Source organism: Vagococcus sp. QWL-13, from assembly GCF_058683555.1.
Window position 1 is genome coordinate 1,103,825 of the sequence record NZ_CM178746.1, and the last position, 16,908, is coordinate 1,120,732.

The window sequence follows — 16,908 nt, forward strand, 5'->3', positions numbered from 1 at the left end:
AAAGTGCGAAAAGTAATTGTATTAGGAAGCATAAATGCCGACTTAGTGATTTCAGTAGACCGGCTTCCAAGAGTTGGTGAAACGATTTTAGGAAATCAAATTGACTATATGGTGGGAGGAAAAGGAAGTAATCAAGCCGTAGCCTGTTCAAGGATAGGTCGACCAGTTACGTTTCTTGGAAAAGTTGGGGTAGATACTTTTGGAGAAAAATTGTTAGAGCATCTTGCCGACGAGAATGTAAATACTGATAAAATAGTTCGGGAAGAAAATCTATTTTCCGGAATTGCCAGTATATTTAAATATCAGGAAAATAATTCTATAGTTGTTATTTCTGGAGCGAATGAAGTTGTGGATAAAGAATACTTATATAAAAACTTGGATATTTTCAATAAAAATGATATTCTCCTTTGCCAATTAGAAATACCAATCGATACTGTAAAAGAAGCTCTGATTGAAGCAAAGAAAAGAGGGCTGACGACTATCTTAAATCCAGCACCTTATAATTCGAGAATAAGTGAATTATTGCCATTCACAGATATTGTAACACCCAATGAAACAGAAGCTGCGGGACTCTTTAATACATCTTTTGATCCTGCGGATGATTCCGCTATCGAAACTTTGATTACAGATTTTTGCAAGAAACATTCTACTGAAATAATTATAACAAGAGGCGAAAATGGTGTTTCTTTTTCTAATTCAGGAAAAGTTTATCATCAAAAGTCGTTGACTGTTTCAGTAGTTGATACAACAGGGGCAGGAGACACTTTCAATGGTATTTTGGCAGGTAGTTTGCTTGATAATGAATTTGATTTAAAACAAGCAGTTACTTATGCAACTATTGGAGCTGCTTTATCAGTTCAAAAGCTGGGGGCTCAAACCGCAATGCCTACTTGGGGAGAAGTTATGGATGCTGTAAAAATGAATGAGAGTTCAAATAAGACATTGTAGCATATATTGAATGTAAAAAAAGCATCATTTTTTGATGGACAGTAAAATTCCGACTTGGCCAATAAAAATCAAATTTTAAGTGTCAAAAAGTATTAAGTTGATGAAAAATAGTACCAGATAAATTTTCAAATGAAAGTTTATCTGGTACTACTTTAATTCAGGGTTTTAGAAACCTGATTTATCAATTTTCTATAATTGGGATAGAGTTCTTTAAAGGATTAAATAATATTTACACAGGATGCTTTGTCTTTAGTTAAAAAAATAAAAAAGAATAAACTCATAATAAGACAAGAAGTTGTCATTCAATGCTTTAGCGTTATATGAAACTCTCGTATCGGTGAAACTTTGTTTTGACACATATTAAAGAAAAAATACAAGTCAAAATATTAACAGCAACAAAACCGTAAAAAAATTGATGTGGATTTGAAGGACTGGGTCTCCACCTGCAATCAACTTCTTTTTTGCATTTTCCCCCATTTACCTATATGATAAAAAAGTAAAATGTAAGTAAAAGTGAGATGATACAATTGAAGTCAATCTATTTAGACCATGCAGCAACCACACCACTGGCTCCGGAAGTTATCAAAGAGATGTGCCGGGTCATGGAAACTACTTTTGGCAATCCCTCCAGCCTTCACCGGTTTGGACAAGCAGCTCAGGGAGTCTTGGAAAATTCTAGGGAAATCATTGCGGAAAGTATCGGTGCTGCATCTAATGAAATAATATTCACCGGCAGCGGAAGTGAAAGTGATAATCTAGCCATCTTAAAAATAGCCGAAAATTATGCTCATCTGGGCAAACACTTGATTACCAGTCAGGTGGAACATTCCGCAGTTTTGAAAACATTTAAATATCTGGAAGAAAAAGGCTTCGATGTTACTTATCTTCCTGTATCCCCCACAGGTGGACTAAATGCTGCTGATGTGGCTAGTGTATTGCGTGAAGAGACGATCCTAGTTTCAATCATGCATACAAATAATGAAACAGGGAACATATTTCCTATCCCTGATATCGGAGAATTATTGAAAGACCACCAAGCTTTTTTCCATACAGATGCCGTGCAGGCGTACGGTCTGCAAGAAATTGATGTGAATGATTGGCAAGTTGATTTGTTGTCGGCAGCGGCCCACAAAATAAACGGTCCAAAGGGCGTTGGTTTTTTATATGTACGAAAAGGAATAAAAGTATCACCTTTGATTCACGGAGGAGATCAGGAAAACAAAAAAAGGGCAGGAACGGAAAACATTCCGGGGATTGCAGGATTTTCGGAAGCAGTCTCTTTATTGACTGCCGAGAAAAAGCAGGACGACTTTGAAAATTATCAGCTTTACAGACACAGGATTCTTGATACTTTATCAAAAAGTCATATTGACTTTCAAATCAATGGTCAAACAGACAAACAATCTCCCCACATTCTTAATTTGTCATTTCCGGGAGTTTCCAGTGAGAAGCTACTAACCAATCTTGATTTGCGAGGATTTGCTGTTTCGGCCGGATCGGCTTGTACTGCGGGAACATTGGACCCCTCTCATGTCTTGGTTGCAATGTATGGTGAAAAGAGCCCAATTATTGACAGCTCAATCAGAATCAGCTTCGGTATGGGATTAGCCGAGACAGACGTTACAGATTTTGCAGGCACACTTGTGGAGACCGTTTCCCGTCTTAGAAAATAATTTGATTTTCCAATAAAATATTTGTATTGCATTATAGAGAAAGAAAAAGTTGGTGTGAATTTTAGACCAAAATATCAAACGGAACATTTTAAAATTTATGGAGCATGTAATGAAGGAATCAAGTTCATTATGTGCTTTTTTGAATGGCAGAATTATTTGGGAAGGAATTTTCAAGAGAGGCAATGGTTTTAAAATCACGTCTTTTTTAAAATGTTCGAATAATAAAAAAACAAAGCAGTAAAAAGCTGCCCAGCTGGGCAGCTTTTTTACTATTAGAGCAGATATTCTAAAGGATGGATCAATATCCTCATATGAAACAGAGTTATCAGCCAATATAATTGTACAGCGTGTACTTTGAAATATTAAAGAAATTAGCAACCTTATCGCCAGATTTAGTAATAAGAAAAGCGCCTTTGTCATTTAAAAACTGGATGCTTTTGATTTTGTCTTCTTTATTCATCAAAGCTACGGGTTTTCCCACCAAGCGTACAGATTCTTGAATCAATTCGTCTAAAAGATCATTGACATTTTTCGGAATCAAGCTTGGTTCGTGTTTATTTTCCTCGCTCTCGACTTTGATTAAGGCGTTGATAGCTGATTCTGCTGCAATCAAAGATGATACGTCATAATTGATTGAGAAAATAGCTTCCAGTTGACCGGTCTCATCTTTTACATAAACGGTACTGGATTTTAAAATCCGCCCGTCGTGAGTACGAGTCAAATAATTTATTTGGTCGATCAGCTCTTCCGGCTCTTTTTGCAACGCTTCTAAAACGATCTCGGAAGGGCCGTCTCCTAAATGACGGGAAGACACGTGCCCGTTTTCTATTGATATGATGGAATGATTCAAATCATTTGAATCAATTTTATGGATAACAATTTCACAATCTTTTCCAAATTGTCCAGCAATTGCTTTGCCTATTTGACTTAAAAAGTTTAACTTGCTGTCTTGCAACATACAAACCCCTCATTTAATTGATTATTTTTAAGAATTTATTAAAGGTTAGCACTGTAATGATAACATGTAGTTATATTATTTACAAGAACATAAAAATTTTTTTTAGCTATACTAGATTTTTTTTAGGTATGGTGTTATAATGTGAATGAACAAAACACAAAGTGCATGGATAAGCCTTTTTATGTGAACAGGATTACAATCTTGCTATGAATTAATATAATTCATTTTTACGTAAGTGACAAAAGTTATTTGAATCTTGAAAAAATATTTTAATTATAGGAGGTTGAAGGATGTTATTAATAGGTAACGGAAACGTTATTACGCGTCAAAAGGAAAAGGGTTTCATAAAGAATGGCTGTGTCGCTATTGATGGTCAATTAGTCAAAGAGGTCGGCACTACGGAAGAATTGAGGAAAGCTTATCCAGAGGCAGATTTTATTGATGCAAAAGGCGGCGTGATTATGCCGGGATTCATCAACATGCATAACCACATTTATAGTACTTTTGCCAGAGGCTTGAGCATTGCAGGTTTCCATCCTAAAAATTTCACTGAAATTTTAGAAGGTCAATGGTTCAAACTGGACAACGAGTTGAAAAACACGACAACTTATTTAAGTGGAAAAGTGGCTTATCTTGACAGTATCAGAAATGGTGTGACCACAATGTTTGATCACCATGCAAGTTATGGCGAAACAGTTGGAAGCCTTTTCGAACTTTCAAAAGCGGCAGATGAACTTGGTGTCAGAACGTGTTTGTGTTACGAAGTATCCGATCGAAACGGCGAAGAAAAGATGAAAGAAGCGGTTGCTGAAAATGTGGCATTCATCAAAGAATCAGGCAAACGTTCAGACGATATGCAAAAGGCAATGATGGGACTTCATGCTTCCTTTACATTATCAGATAAGACATTGAATTATGTGAGAGAAAACACACCGGCTGATATCGGCTACCATATCCATGTGGCGGAAGGGACAGCAGATGTTTATGATTCTCTGACCAAATACAACAAACCAGTTGTAAACCGCTTATTTGATTTGGGAATTCTTGGTAAAAAATCAATGACAGCACATTGTATCCACATCGGGCCTGGCGAGATGCAGATGCTTAAAGATACGGACACCATGGTCGTGACAAATCCTCAATCTAACATGGGTAATGCAGTGGGCTGTTCTCCAGCACTTCGTTTCCTTAATGAATTTGGTATTTTGAGCGGTTTAGGGACAGACGGATTCACTAATGATTTAACTGAGTCCTTTAAATTTGCTAATTTGATCCATAAACATCATCTAGCAGATCCTAATGCAGCTTGGGTAGAAGTACCTCAAATGCTTTTTGAAAACAATGCACAAATGGCAAACCGCTACTTTGATACGAAACTTGGTGTCTTGGAAGCTGGTGCAGCTGCGGATGTGATCGTTCTTGATTACCACGCACCAACACCAATGGATGAAACAAATTGTAACAGCCATATTCTGTTTGGCATGAACGGCCGTTGCGTGACTGATACAGTGATTGCCGGGGAAGTGAAAATGCGTAACCGTGAAGTGCTAGGAGTTGACGAAGAAAAGCTGTATGCTGATTCAGCACAAGAAGCACAAAAATTATGGCAGCGAATTAACGGATAAGAGGTGTAAAAATGAGTGATATTATGCGTCCCATTTCAATAGATGCTTTGTTGAATTGGGTAATGGAAGAGTTTAGAACTAACGGGACTATTTTTGGTATTCGTAAATTTTATCAGGCGGATGGGAAGAAAAATCTATCTTTATTCGGCGAAAAAATGGAAACACCGATTGGACCAGCAGCAGGGCCCCATACACAGCTGGCACAAAACATCATCGCATCCTATTTGACCGGTTCCAGATTTTTCGAGTTGAAAACAGTTCAGATTCTTGACGGTGAAGATTTACCAGTTTCAAAACCTTGTATCTCGGCTCGGGACGAGGGGTATAACGTTGAGTGGTCAACTGAATTGAGAGTACCGGAAGCTTTTGAAGAATATGTCAAAGGCTGGTTTACACTGAAACTTCTCAGTCATGAATTTGGGTTAGGTTCTCCTGATGGTTTTATCTTTAACATGAGTGTAGGCTACGATTTGGAAGGGATTTTGACACCTAAAATCCAAAATTATATTGATGGGATGAACGATGCTTCAACATCAAAAATTTGGGAAGAGTGTCAGAAAGCAGCTTTCAAACATTTGGATAAATTTACCCGAGTGGATGAAAAATATATCAAAAACATCAGCCCGAGAGTGTCCAGTTCAATCACACTTTCGACTTTACACGGCACACCGCCGGATGAAATTGAAAAAATTGCCACACATTTATTGAATGATAAACATCTTCATACTTTTATTAAATGTAATCCTACATTGCTGGGTTATGACTATGCTAGAAAAACAATGGACGAATTAGGATTCGACTACATGACTTTTGACGACAAACATTTCCTTGGAGATTTACAGTTCGAAGATGCTGTTCCAATGATACACGGATTACAAAATCTGGCCGATAGAAATCATTTAAACTTTGGCGTTAAAATCACCAATACTTTCCCAGTGGACATTACGCAGGGAGAACTACCAGGAGAAGAGATGTATATGTCTGGACGTTCCCTGTTCCCGCTGAGTATTGCAGTAGCCAAAAAACTGTCCGATGCGTTTAAAGGGAAACTGCAAATTTCTTATTCTGGCGGTGCAGATATCTTTAATGTGAAAGCGTTATTTGAAGCGGGGATTTGGCCGATTACCGTTGCCACTACTTTGCTTAAACCGGGCGGCTATCAAAGGATTAATCAAATCGCCAATGTTTTAACGGCGTTGGATTATCCTACATATGTGTCCCTTGATTTAGAAAAGCTGGATAAGCTAGTAGAAAAATCACACATGCAAGCCCGTTATCAGAAGTCGATCAAATTACCGGTTTCTTCAAAATTGCCGGAAAAAGTTCCATTGCTTGATTGTTATACTGCTCCTTGTCAAGGAACAGGGGGATGTCCAATCAATCAAGATATCCCAGCTTATTTGAGATATGTGAGCGAAGGAAAACATCTGGAAGCTTTGCAAGTAATCGTTGATAAAAATCCTTTGCCGTTTATCACAGGTACGATCTGTGCCCATCCGTGCCAGACAAAATGTACTAGAGAGTTTTATGAAGGCGCCATTGATATTCGCGGCGTGAAGCTGGAAGCAGCTGAACATGCCTACGATCAACTGATGGCAACACTGGAAAAGCCGGTTCCTCAACAAGATGCAGTTAAAACTGCTGTTGTGGGTGGAGGACCAGCTGGGATAGCAGCAGGATACTTGCTGGCAAGAGAAGGTATGCCGGTAACAGTGTTTGAAAAAGACACCACTTTAGGCGGAGTCTGCAGTCAAATCGTCCCTGAATTTAGAATTTCCATGGAAAGTGTCCAAAAAGATGTGGAGCTGGCAAAATTCATGGGTGCTGAATTCAAAACCGGACAAGCGGCACCAAGTATTGAAGAATTAAGAAATCAAGGTTATGAGAACGTTATTTTTGCTATCGGAGCTTGGAAGCATGGAAAACTCCGTCTGGAAAGAGGGGAAGCCTTAAACTCGCTTGAGTTCTTGAAAGCTAATCGCTTAAATCCAGAAGACAATCCTTACGGTGAGCGTATCGTTGTTGTGGGTGGCGGTAATACAGCCATGGACTGTGCCAGAGCAGCGAAAAGGATTCCGGGTGTCAAGAGTGTGTCGATCGTTTACCGGAGAGACAAACGTAACATGCCGGCAGATGAAGAAGAACTGTACTTAGCATTGGAAGACGATGTGAACTTCCTTGAATTGCTGGCACCTGTTTCATTGGAAAATGGTAAATTAACTTGCGAAATTATGAAGCTGGGTGAAAGAGATGCATCAGGCAGAAGAAAACCTGTAGCAACCGGCAAATTCACAGAAGTTTTAGCGGATACGGTGATTGCAGCCGTCGGCGAAAAAGTGGACAATGATTTCTTCAGTTCTGTTGGAATTGAAACTGATGAATGGGGTTCTGTGAAGAATGACCCGGCAACGTTGGAAACTAATTTGAAAAATGTTTATGTGATTGGTGATGCCAATCGCGGTCCGGCTACAATTGTAGAAGCTATTGCTGATGCCACCACTGTAGCAAATGATATTTGCGATGTGCACAATCATAATTATGAAAGAGCCAACTTAAATATCAATCGCGCAATTCCGCGGGAGAAACGCGGCTTGCTGGTATCTGAAACTAACTGTATGACACAAGCAGAACGTTGTCTGGAATGTTCGACTATTTGTGAATCTTGCGTAGATGTTTGTCCGAATAGAGCAAATGTTGTCATCAATGTTAATGGAAATCCTCAGATTTTGCATATCGACCGTATGTGTAACGAATGCGGCAACTGTGAAACATTCTGTCCGTATTCAAGTGCACCTTACAAAGACAAATTTACTTTATTCAACAGTGAAGCTGATTTCCATGACAGTACCAACCAAGGTTTCTATGTGATAGATGCAGATAAGCAAACATGTCTGGTTCGTCTTGGGACAGACATAATCACCATCAGTTTAGCAGAGTCAAATCTAGCCGTTCCAAATGGATTACTAGATATGATGGAAGCAGTCATTGATGATTATGCCTTTTGTCTAGCAGATTGACAGGGGGAAGTTTTATGAAAACAATTTTGACTGGCGGTACCGTGGTGTCCAGCCACGGACGCCGTCAATTGGATGTAGTTGTTGAAGGCGAAAAAATCAGTGCCTTGGGGCATGGTTTTGACGAAACAGAGGCACGAGTGGTTGATGTGACAGGTTGTTATTTGTTTCCTGGATTTATTGATGCCCATACCCATCTTGAGTTGAACAATGGGGCCACGGACACAACGGATAATTTTACGACCGGCAGCATTGCCGCGGTATGTAAAGGGACAACGACCGTCATTGATATGGCAACACCTGAAAGAGGACACACATTAAAAGAATGTTTAGCTGCTTGGAATGAGATGGCAGAGGGTAAAAGTTCCTGTGATTATAATTATCACATGTCTCTAATCGAATTTAATGAGTCACTGGCTGAGGAAATCCGGGAGATGGTTGAGCAGGGTGTAACTTCTTTTAAGATGTACATGGCCTACGATAACTTGCGGACCAGCGATAGAGATATTTATCGTGCAATGTTGGCGATTAAAGAAGCAGGCGGGATGCTGGGGGTTCATTGTGAGAATGGGGATATTATCAATGAACTGCAGGCAGAGTTTTTAAAAGAAGGGAAAACAGCCCCTTTGTATCATCCGAAATCCCGACCAAACATACTTGAGGCGGAAGCAGTCAATCGCTATCTGACGATTGCCAGACAAGCAGGACTTGCGGTAAACATTGTGCATCTGAGCACAAAAGAATCTTTGGAAGTTGCTAAACGTGCCAGACAAACCGGTCAGCAGTTGTTTATTGAAACCTGTCCGCAATATCTCTTGCTGGATGATCATCTCTATGATTTGCCGAATTTTGAAAGTGCAAAATACGTCTGCGCTCCTCCTTTAAGAAGTCAGGAAGATCAACAAGAGTTATGGCGCGGTGTAGTCAACGGAGATGTGGATACGATTTCAACAGATCATTGCGATTTTAATTTTCAAACCCAAAAATTCATGGGGAAAGACGACTTCACTAAAATTCCAGGCGGTTTGCCCGGTGTAGAAACACGGCCAGAGTTAATTTATACTGCCGGTGTCACCACAGGGAAAATCACATTGGAACGGTTTGTTGCGCTCTTATCTGAAAATATTGCCAAACAATTTCATCTGTATCCGCAAAAAGGTGCTCTGGAAGTCGGCAGCGATGCAGATATTGTTGTTTGGGATCCAGAGGCAACAGGTGTGATTCAAGCTGAAACGCAACTGCAAAACTGTGATTATTCTGCTTTTGAAGGGTTTGAAACGAAAGGCACTGCGAAAGCAGTGTACTTACGAGGAAAATTAGTAAGTGAAAATGGTGAATTACTCAAGGGACAACAGGGGAAATTTGTTTTCCGAAGTATCCCTGAGAAAAAATAGGAGGCTATACTATTGGAAAAAATTAAATGGGTAAAAAATGAAATGCCCAAAACAGATGACAAACATTTTTCGTTAATGGACGAAACAGCTATTCGAAATGCGACAGCTTTTCATAAAAGTTTTCCGCAATATTCAGAAACACCGCTGGCAGACTTAAAGCATATGGCAGAGTACTTAGGACTAAATGGTTTTTACGTCAAAGACGAATCTTACCGATTCGGTTTGAACGCCTTTAAGGTTTTAGGCGGATCATTTGCCATGGCAAACTATATTGCAGAAAAAATCGGAAAAGATATTTCTGAAGTGGATTACGAATTTTTGACTTCGCCAAAATTAAAAGAAGAGTTTGGGCAAGCCACATTCTTTACTGCCACTGACGGAAATCACGGTCGTGGTGTTGCATGGGCAGCAAATAAATTAGGCCAAAAATCTGTTGTTTTGATGCCTAAAGGAACTACACAAACCCGTTTTGACAATATTGCAAAAGAAGGCGCAAAAGTCTCCATTGAAGATGCAAACTACGACGAGTGCGTACGGATGGCAAATGCCATGGCGGAAGAAACAGAAAATGGTGTCATGGTACAAGATACAGCTTGGGAAGGCTATGAAAAAATCCCAACGTGGATCATGCAAGGATATGGCACGATGGCTTTGGAAGCATCAGATGAACTAAAAGCTAAAGGTGATGCACCAACACATATCTTTGTTCAAGCAGGTGTAGGATCATTGGCTGGTGCTGTGGTTGGCTATTTTGCTAATTTATACAAAGACAATCCGCCTAAAATGATTGTGATGGAAGCTTCAGCAGCTGATTGTCTATATGTTTCAGCTAAGGAGAAAGACGGTAAGATCCGTTTTGTAGACGGTGACTTGAGCACTATCATGGCTGGATTGGCTTGTGGAGAGCCAAACACTATTTCATTTGATATTTTACAAAATCATACGGATGCATTTGTTTCTTGCCCAGACTGGGTAGCAGCAAAAGGTATGCGTATGCTGGGAGCACCGCTAAAAGGTGATCCGCAAGTTGTTTCAGGTGAGTCTGGAGCTGTCGGCATGGGATTGGTAGCAACTTTGATGACAGATCCTGATTATGCTGATTTGAAAGAAACTTTAGAGCTTGATGGGAATTCCAAGGTTTTGATGTTCTCTACTGAAGGAGACACGGACCCTGTTAATTACAAAAAAATCTTATGGGAGGAATAGGAAAAAATGGATTTTAACGCAATTAAGGAAGCAGCAAAAGGATACGAGAAGGATATGACTAAGTTCATGCGCGACTTAGTAAAAATACCAGGGGAAAGTGCTGAAGAAGGCGCTAAAATGGCCCGCGCGAAAGAAGAAATGGAAAAGCTGGGCTTTGATAAAATCGAATTTGACCCACAAGGAAACTTGTTAGGTTACATGGGAACAGGTAAAAAATTAATCGCTTTTGACGGACATATTGACACTGTAGGTATCGGTGAAAAATCTAACTGGGAATTTGACCCTTATGAAGGTTATGAAACTGATTCTGAAATTGGCGGACGTGGTACTTCTGACCAAGGAGGCGGAATTGTTTCTGCAGTTTACGGTGCAAAAATCATGAAAGATTTGGATTTGCTTTCTGACAAATATACAGTATTGGTGACTGCTACAGTTCAAGAAGAAGACTGTGACGGACTATGCTGGCAATATATCATCAAAGAAGACAACATCCGTCCTGAGTTCGTAGTATCAACAGAACCAACAGACGGCGGTATCTACCGCGGACAACGGGGACGTATGGAAATCCGTGTTGACGTTAAAGGTGTTTCAAGCCACGGTTCAGCTCCTGAACGCGGAGACAATGCTATTTACAAAATGGCTGACATCTTAAACGATGTGCGTGCATTGAACAATAACGGTGACACTGAAAGTACATCTATTCGCGGACTAGTTAGAATGTTGGATGAAAAATATAATCCTGAATGGCAAGAAGCTCGCTTCTTGGGCCGTGGTACAATCACTGCTTCTCAAATCTATCACTCATCTCCAAGCCGTTGTGCTGTTGCTGACGGATGTACTGTATCTCTTGACCGTCGTATGACTGCCGGTGAAACTTGGGAAAGCTGTCTTGAAGAAATCCGCCAGTTGCCTGCTGTTAAGAAATATGGCGATGATGTGACAGTTTCCATGTATGATTACGATCGTCCATCTTACACAGGTTTGGTTTATCCAATCGAATGCTACTTCCCAACATGGGTGATTCCAGAAGATCATGAAGTATCAGAAGCGTTGATGGAAACTCATAAAGAATTGTGGGGAGATGAGCGTCAAGGTTCAAAAGAAACTATCGACATGCGTCGTCAACGTCCACTATTAGATAAATGGACATTCTCAACAAACGGTGTCACAATCATGGGACGTAACGGTATCCCATGTATCGGATTTGGACCTGGTGCTGAAGCAGAAGCACATGCACCTAACGAAAAAATCTGGAAAGACGACTTAGTTCGTTGTGCTGCTTTCTATGCTGCTCTTCCTTCTGTTTATACAAAGAAAGATTAATTTGTCATGCTGGATTACTCAGATAACTTCTATTTCCTGAGTCATTTCAGTTTGGGAAATAGAAGTCTGGGAATCTTTAATACTATTGAACTTTCAGTCAGATGATGTTGAAAGGATAAACTAACACCATTTAAGAAAAGGAGAAAAAATAATGACAGATTTCAAAAAATTAGTAGAAGAATTAAAAAAATTAGATACACAGGGAATGTTTGGCGAGGACTTCCTTCAAACATGGGAAAAAAGTGACGATGAGCTTGCTGCAACATTAGCAGTAGCTGACGCTTTAAGAAACTTGAGAGAAAGAAATATCTCCACAAAAGTTTTTGATTCAGGTTTAGCAGTTTCGATTTTCCGCGATAACTCTACTCGTACACGTTTTTCATTCTCAAGTGCTTGTAACATGCTTGGCTTGGCGATTCAGGACTTAGACGAATCTAAATCTCAAATCGCTCATGGTGAAACAGTGCGCGAAACAGCTACAATGATTTCATTCATGGCTGATGTTATTGGTATCCGTGACGATATGTATATCGGAAAAGGCGATGCTTACATGCGCGAAGTCATCGAAGCAGTCAAAGACAGTCATAAGGAAGGTATTTTGGAGCAACGTCCTAATCTAGTTGACCTTCAAGATGATATCGACCATCCAACTCAAGCATTGGCTGACTTGAATCATATTATCCACGAATTCGGCGGAGTAGAAAATCTTAAAGGCAAGAAGATTGTTATGTCATGGGCCTACTCTCCATCTTACGGCAAACCTTTGTCTGTCGCTCAAGGTATCATCGGCTTAATGACTCGTTACGGTATGGATGTTGTTTTAGCACACCCTGAAGGTTATGAAGTAATGCCGGAAGTAGAAGAAATCGCTAAAAAATATGCTGCTGAGTCAGGCGGAAAATATTCCAGAACTTACGATATGAAAGAAGCATTCACTGATGCTGATATTGTTTACTGTAAGAGCTGGGCACCATTCAAAGCAATGGAAGAAAGAACTGAACTGTATGGCAATGGCGACTTTGACGGCATTGACAAACTAGAACAAGAATTGTTGAAAGAAAATGCTAATCATAAAGATTGGGCATGTACCGAGGAAATGATGGAAGTAACGAAAGACGGTAAAGCACTTTACATGCACCCTCTACCAGCAGACATCACAGGTGTTTCTGCGGACGAAGGAGAAGTGGACGCAACTGTCTTTGACCGTTACAGAAAAGAACTTTATATGGAAGCAAGTTACAAACCATATGTTATTGCAGCAATGATCTTCCTGAGCAAATTCAAAGATCCGGCAAAAGTTCTTAAAGAACTAGAAGCTCGTGGTACTGAACGTCGTTTAACTGAAAAATAATTGGTAAATGAGCGAATAGTCCTTTATTATTGAAATGTAAAACTATTTTACGGAATAAATAATACAAAAGGGCTGTTCGCTCTTTCTTTATTAAAAGGAGGAATTTTATGACACGAGTTGTTGTGGCATTAGGCGGGAACGCTTTGGGAAATAATTTAAAAGAACAGATGACTGCAGTAAAAACAACTGCAGTATCTATCGCCGATATGATTGAGGCAGGTTACGAGGTAATTCTGACACATGGTAACGGACCACAATCCGGTATGATACAATTAGCGATGGGAGAATTAACTGCCAAGGACCCAGAAGCCTATCCCCACGTGCCTTTATCAGTATGTGTGGCAATGAGTCAGACATATATCGGTTACGATTTGCAAAACGCTTTGAGAGAAGAATTGTTGGACAGAGGAATAAACAAACCCGTTGCGACTATCGCAACACAAGTGGTGGTTGATAAAGATGATCCAGCCTTTTTAAATCCGACAAAACCGATCGGACGTTTTATGGAAAAAGAAGAGGCAGAAGTTTTTGCTAAAGAAAAAGGTGTTCAAATCATGGAGGATGCAGGACGTGGATATCGTCAAGTCGTTGCCTCTCCAAAACCAAAAGAAATCGTTGAAATGGAAACGATCAAAACTTTAGTAGAAAAAGGTCAATCTGTCATTGCTTGCGGCGGCGGTGGTATTCCTGTGGTCAAAGGAGAAGGTAACCACTTGAAGGGCGCAGCAGCAGTAATCGACAAAGATTATTGCAGTGCTTTATTGGCAGATTTGGTTGATGCCGATATGCTGGTTGTTTTAACAGCGGTAGAAAAAGTTGCCATTAATTATGGCAAGCCAGATCAAAAAGATTTAGGTGATGTGACTGTGGAAGAAATGCGTCAATACGCTACAGAAGGACACTTTGCACCTGGGTCGATGCTGCCGAAAGTCGAAGCAGGATTACAGTTTGCATCTTCAAAACCTGGACGTAAAACATTGATCACCTTGTTAGAAAAAGCAAAAGACGGTATTGCCGGTAATACTGGTACCGTCATTCATTACGAGTAAAGATAAATGGAGAAGAGGTAACATTTATGAAAAAACAAATCAATGCACAAGGAGCCCCAGCAGCTGTAGGACCGTACTCTCATGCGGTTTTAGCCGGAGACACTTTGTACATTTCAGGACAATTAGGGCTTGATCCAGCGACAGGGGTGTTGCAAGAAGGAGTAGAAGCACAAGCTAAACAAGGATTTGAAAATTTGGGGGTCATTTTAAAAGCAGCAGGATTAAGCTACAATGATGTTGTGAAAACCACAGTGTTTTTAGCTGACATGGGGGATTTTGGCAAAGTCAACGCCATTTACGGGGAATATTTTACCGGAAATCTGCCTGCTCGTTCTGCTGTTGCTGTGAAAGAATTGCCTAAAGGTGGTCTTTTCGAAATAGAGGCTATCGCAGTAAAATAAATCTATTTTAGAGGCTTATTTTTGGCTCTATTCAACTGGGGAAAGGGGCTTCACAATGAGTGAAAACAAAAAAAATAATTTATTCAGCTATGATGCAAAACCGTCGCTGAAAGAAGTAGCACCTTTAGGTTTACAACATGTTGTGGCTGCAGTGGTGGGGATAGTCACACCAGCGATTATTATCGGCGGGGCATGTCAACTGAATGAGCAGGAAATCACACTGCTCATTCAGACTTCCCTGCTGTTTGCGGGAATTGCCACTCTTTTACAAGTATTTCCGCTTTTTAGAAGGTTTGGTGCCGGATTGCCGGTGATGATGGGAGCAAGTTTTGCTTATGTACCTATCTTAAAAACGATTGGGGAAGGCTTCGGCATCGGTGCCATCTTTGGTTCCCAATTAGTGGGAAGTTTGTTAGTGTTGGTCATTGGTTTATTTATCAAAAAAATCCGGGTTCTTTTTCCGCCAATCGTCACAGGAACTGTAATTTTGAGTATTGGTTTTTCATTGTTTAGTGTGGCGGTAGGTTATATGGCTGGTGGTGTAGGCAGTCCTGACATCGGGAGTCCTAAAAACTGGCTAGTGGCAATGGTGACATTTGGTGTTGTTTTCTATTTCACCAATTTTTCTAATGGCCCATTGAAACTTTCATCAATACTGAACGGTATGGTTGTAGGTTATTTACTATCTTTGGCTTTGGGGATGGTTGATTTTACTTCAGTCAAAGAAGCTGGGCTGTTCCAAATCATTAAACCGCTTCCTTTTGAACTTAAATTTGAAATTATTCCAATTTTAACTTTAATGATTATGTTTATTGTGGATGCTGTACAGGCTATCGGCCAGTTTACTGCAACTACAACAGGTGCTATGGATCGACAACCGACGGACAAAGAATTGTCCGGCGGAATCATGGGGAGCGGATTGACCAACTTTATCGGCGGTTTGTTCGGCTCAGTACCAGTAGCAACGTTCGGACAGAATGTGGGACTCGTGATTTCAACCAAAGCTATTAATAAATATATTTTTGCCTTTGCTTCAACTGTTCTGCTGATTGCGGGATTTATTCCTAAAATTTCAGCTTTATTGACTACGATTCCTTATTCTGTTATCGGGGGAGCAACAGTGTCAGTTTTCGCAACGATTGCGATGACTGGAATAAAAACGATTTCTCAAGAGAAGTTGACACCGGAAAATACGTGTATCGTAGGACTTTCCTTGGCATTTGGCATCGGCATCAAACTGACTTCCAATAGTCTTGCAGGATTTCCAGATTGGGTGCAAACAATTTTCGGAAGTTCTGAAGTAGTGGTTGCAACTATTTTTGCGGTCTTATTGAATTTACTGCTTAATCATCTTAAACCAAAGTTAGCAAAGGAAGGTTAACATGTCCGAAATCCTATTTTTAACAGGCCCTTCAGGAGTGGGGAAATCAACATTAATCAAGAAAGAAATCAAGGATCATCAGAAGTCTGTGGGCGGTTTCTTTGTGGAAAGAGTATTCACGCAGCAGGGAGAACTTACTGCTTTTGAACTGTGCAGTGCCAACACGTTGGACTTGTCTTTTATTTCTCAAGAGTGCCACCAGTTTATTCAGTTTGGCGATGCTGGCGTCCAATGGAATCTTGAAATTTTTTCCTACTTTGGCCGAAGGTTACTGCGGCAAGCAGTTCAGCAGTCTCCAGACATTATTTTATTAGATGAGATTGGCGGCATTGAATTGATGTGTCATGATTTCGTGGGGGAATTGATGTCACTTTTTAAAAAGCCTGTTAAAATTATCGGGGTATTTAAATCGGAAGAAAATTATTTAAGACAGAAAAAAAATAGTCCAATGAAATTTAATGTGGACAAAGAACGGCAGCAAATTATTGCTGAAGTTGAAAAAAACAATGGTCAATTCCTCTATATGACCAAAGAAAATTATAGTACAATAGGGGAGAAAGTAAAAAAATTCATGTCGACATGAAT

General features: G+C 40.0%; 13 protein-coding genes. 12 read left to right on the top strand and 1 reads right to left on the bottom strand.

Annotated features, from left to right (window positions below):
• Positions 1-3: 3 nt before the first annotated feature.
• Both rbsK and AC4PHI_RS05170 read left to right on the top strand, forming a co-directional pair.
• On the top strand, positions 4-948 hold the full coding sequence (rbsK, locus tag AC4PHI_RS05165; RefSeq protein WP_492201244.1) for a ribokinase: 945 nt from the start codon (positions 4-6) through the stop codon (positions 946-948).
• 518 nt (positions 949-1,466) lie between these two features.
• Complete coding sequence (locus AC4PHI_RS05170) at positions 1,467-2,621, top strand: cysteine desulfurase family protein (protein WP_492201245.1); 1,155 nt, start codon at positions 1,467-1,469, stop codon at positions 2,619-2,621.
• A gap of 325 nt (positions 2,622-2,946) precedes the next feature.
• Here AC4PHI_RS05170 and AC4PHI_RS05175 read toward each other — a convergent pair whose 3' ends face one another.
• The gene (locus AC4PHI_RS05175) at positions 2,947-3,579 is read right to left on the bottom strand and encodes a helix-turn-helix transcriptional regulator (protein WP_492201246.1); all 633 of its coding nucleotides are present in this window, start codon (positions 3,577-3,579) and stop codon (positions 2,947-2,949) included.
• A 290-nt stretch (positions 3,580-3,869) separates the two neighbouring features.
• Here AC4PHI_RS05175 and ssnA point away from each other — a divergent pair, with 290 nt between their 5' ends.
• The 10 genes from ssnA (at position 3,870) to AC4PHI_RS05225 (ending at position 16,906) form a co-directional block, all read left to right on the top strand.
• The gene (gene ssnA, locus AC4PHI_RS05180; protein ID WP_492201247.1) at positions 3,870-5,204 is read left to right on the top strand and encodes a putative aminohydrolase SsnA; all 1,335 of its coding nucleotides are present in this window, start codon (positions 3,870-3,872) and stop codon (positions 5,202-5,204) included.
• A gap of 11 nt (positions 5,205-5,215) precedes the next feature.
• The gene (gene ygfK / locus AC4PHI_RS05185; protein ID WP_492201248.1) at positions 5,216-8,221 is read left to right on the top strand and encodes a putative selenate reductase subunit YgfK; all 3,006 of its coding nucleotides are present in this window, start codon (positions 5,216-5,218) and stop codon (positions 8,219-8,221) included.
• A 14-nt stretch (positions 8,222-8,235) separates the two neighbouring features.
• The gene (hydA, locus tag AC4PHI_RS05190; RefSeq protein ID WP_492201249.1) at positions 8,236-9,612 is read left to right on the top strand and encodes a dihydropyrimidinase; all 1,377 of its coding nucleotides are present in this window, start codon (positions 8,236-8,238) and stop codon (positions 9,610-9,612) included.
• A gap of 12 nt (positions 9,613-9,624) precedes the next feature.
• Positions 9,625-10,818, top strand: coding sequence for a diaminopropionate ammonia-lyase (dpaL, locus tag AC4PHI_RS05195; RefSeq protein ID WP_492201250.1), 1,194 nt, complete (start codon positions 9,625-9,627; stop codon positions 10,816-10,818).
• A 6-nt stretch (positions 10,819-10,824) separates the two neighbouring features.
• Complete coding sequence (locus AC4PHI_RS05200; protein ID WP_492201251.1) at positions 10,825-12,141, top strand: YgeY family selenium metabolism-linked hydrolase; 1,317 nt, start codon at positions 10,825-10,827, stop codon at positions 12,139-12,141.
• A gap of 205 nt (positions 12,142-12,346) precedes the next feature.
• A complete protein-coding gene (ygeW, locus tag AC4PHI_RS05205; RefSeq protein WP_492201537.1) occupies positions 12,347-13,492 on the top strand; it encodes a knotted carbamoyltransferase YgeW in 1,146 nt (381 codons plus the stop codon).
• A gap of 107 nt (positions 13,493-13,599) precedes the next feature.
• Positions 13,600-14,541: a carbamate kinase gene (arcC, locus tag AC4PHI_RS05210; RefSeq protein ID WP_492201252.1), complete on the top strand. Its 942-nt coding sequence runs from the start codon at positions 13,600-13,602 to the stop codon at positions 14,539-14,541.
• A gap of 26 nt (positions 14,542-14,567) precedes the next feature.
• On the top strand, positions 14,568-14,942 hold the full coding sequence (locus AC4PHI_RS05215) for a RidA family protein (protein ID WP_492201253.1): 375 nt from the start codon (positions 14,568-14,570) through the stop codon (positions 14,940-14,942).
• A 55-nt stretch (positions 14,943-14,997) separates the two neighbouring features.
• The gene (locus tag AC4PHI_RS05220) at positions 14,998-16,323 is read left to right on the top strand and encodes a uracil-xanthine permease family protein (protein WP_492201254.1); all 1,326 of its coding nucleotides are present in this window, start codon (positions 14,998-15,000) and stop codon (positions 16,321-16,323) included.
• A 1-nt stretch (position 16,324) separates the two neighbouring features.
• Positions 16,325-16,906, top strand: a complete 582-nt coding sequence (locus AC4PHI_RS05225) for a nucleoside-triphosphatase (RefSeq protein WP_492201255.1) — start codon at positions 16,325-16,327, stop codon at positions 16,904-16,906.
• Positions 16,907-16,908 lie beyond the last annotated feature (2 nt).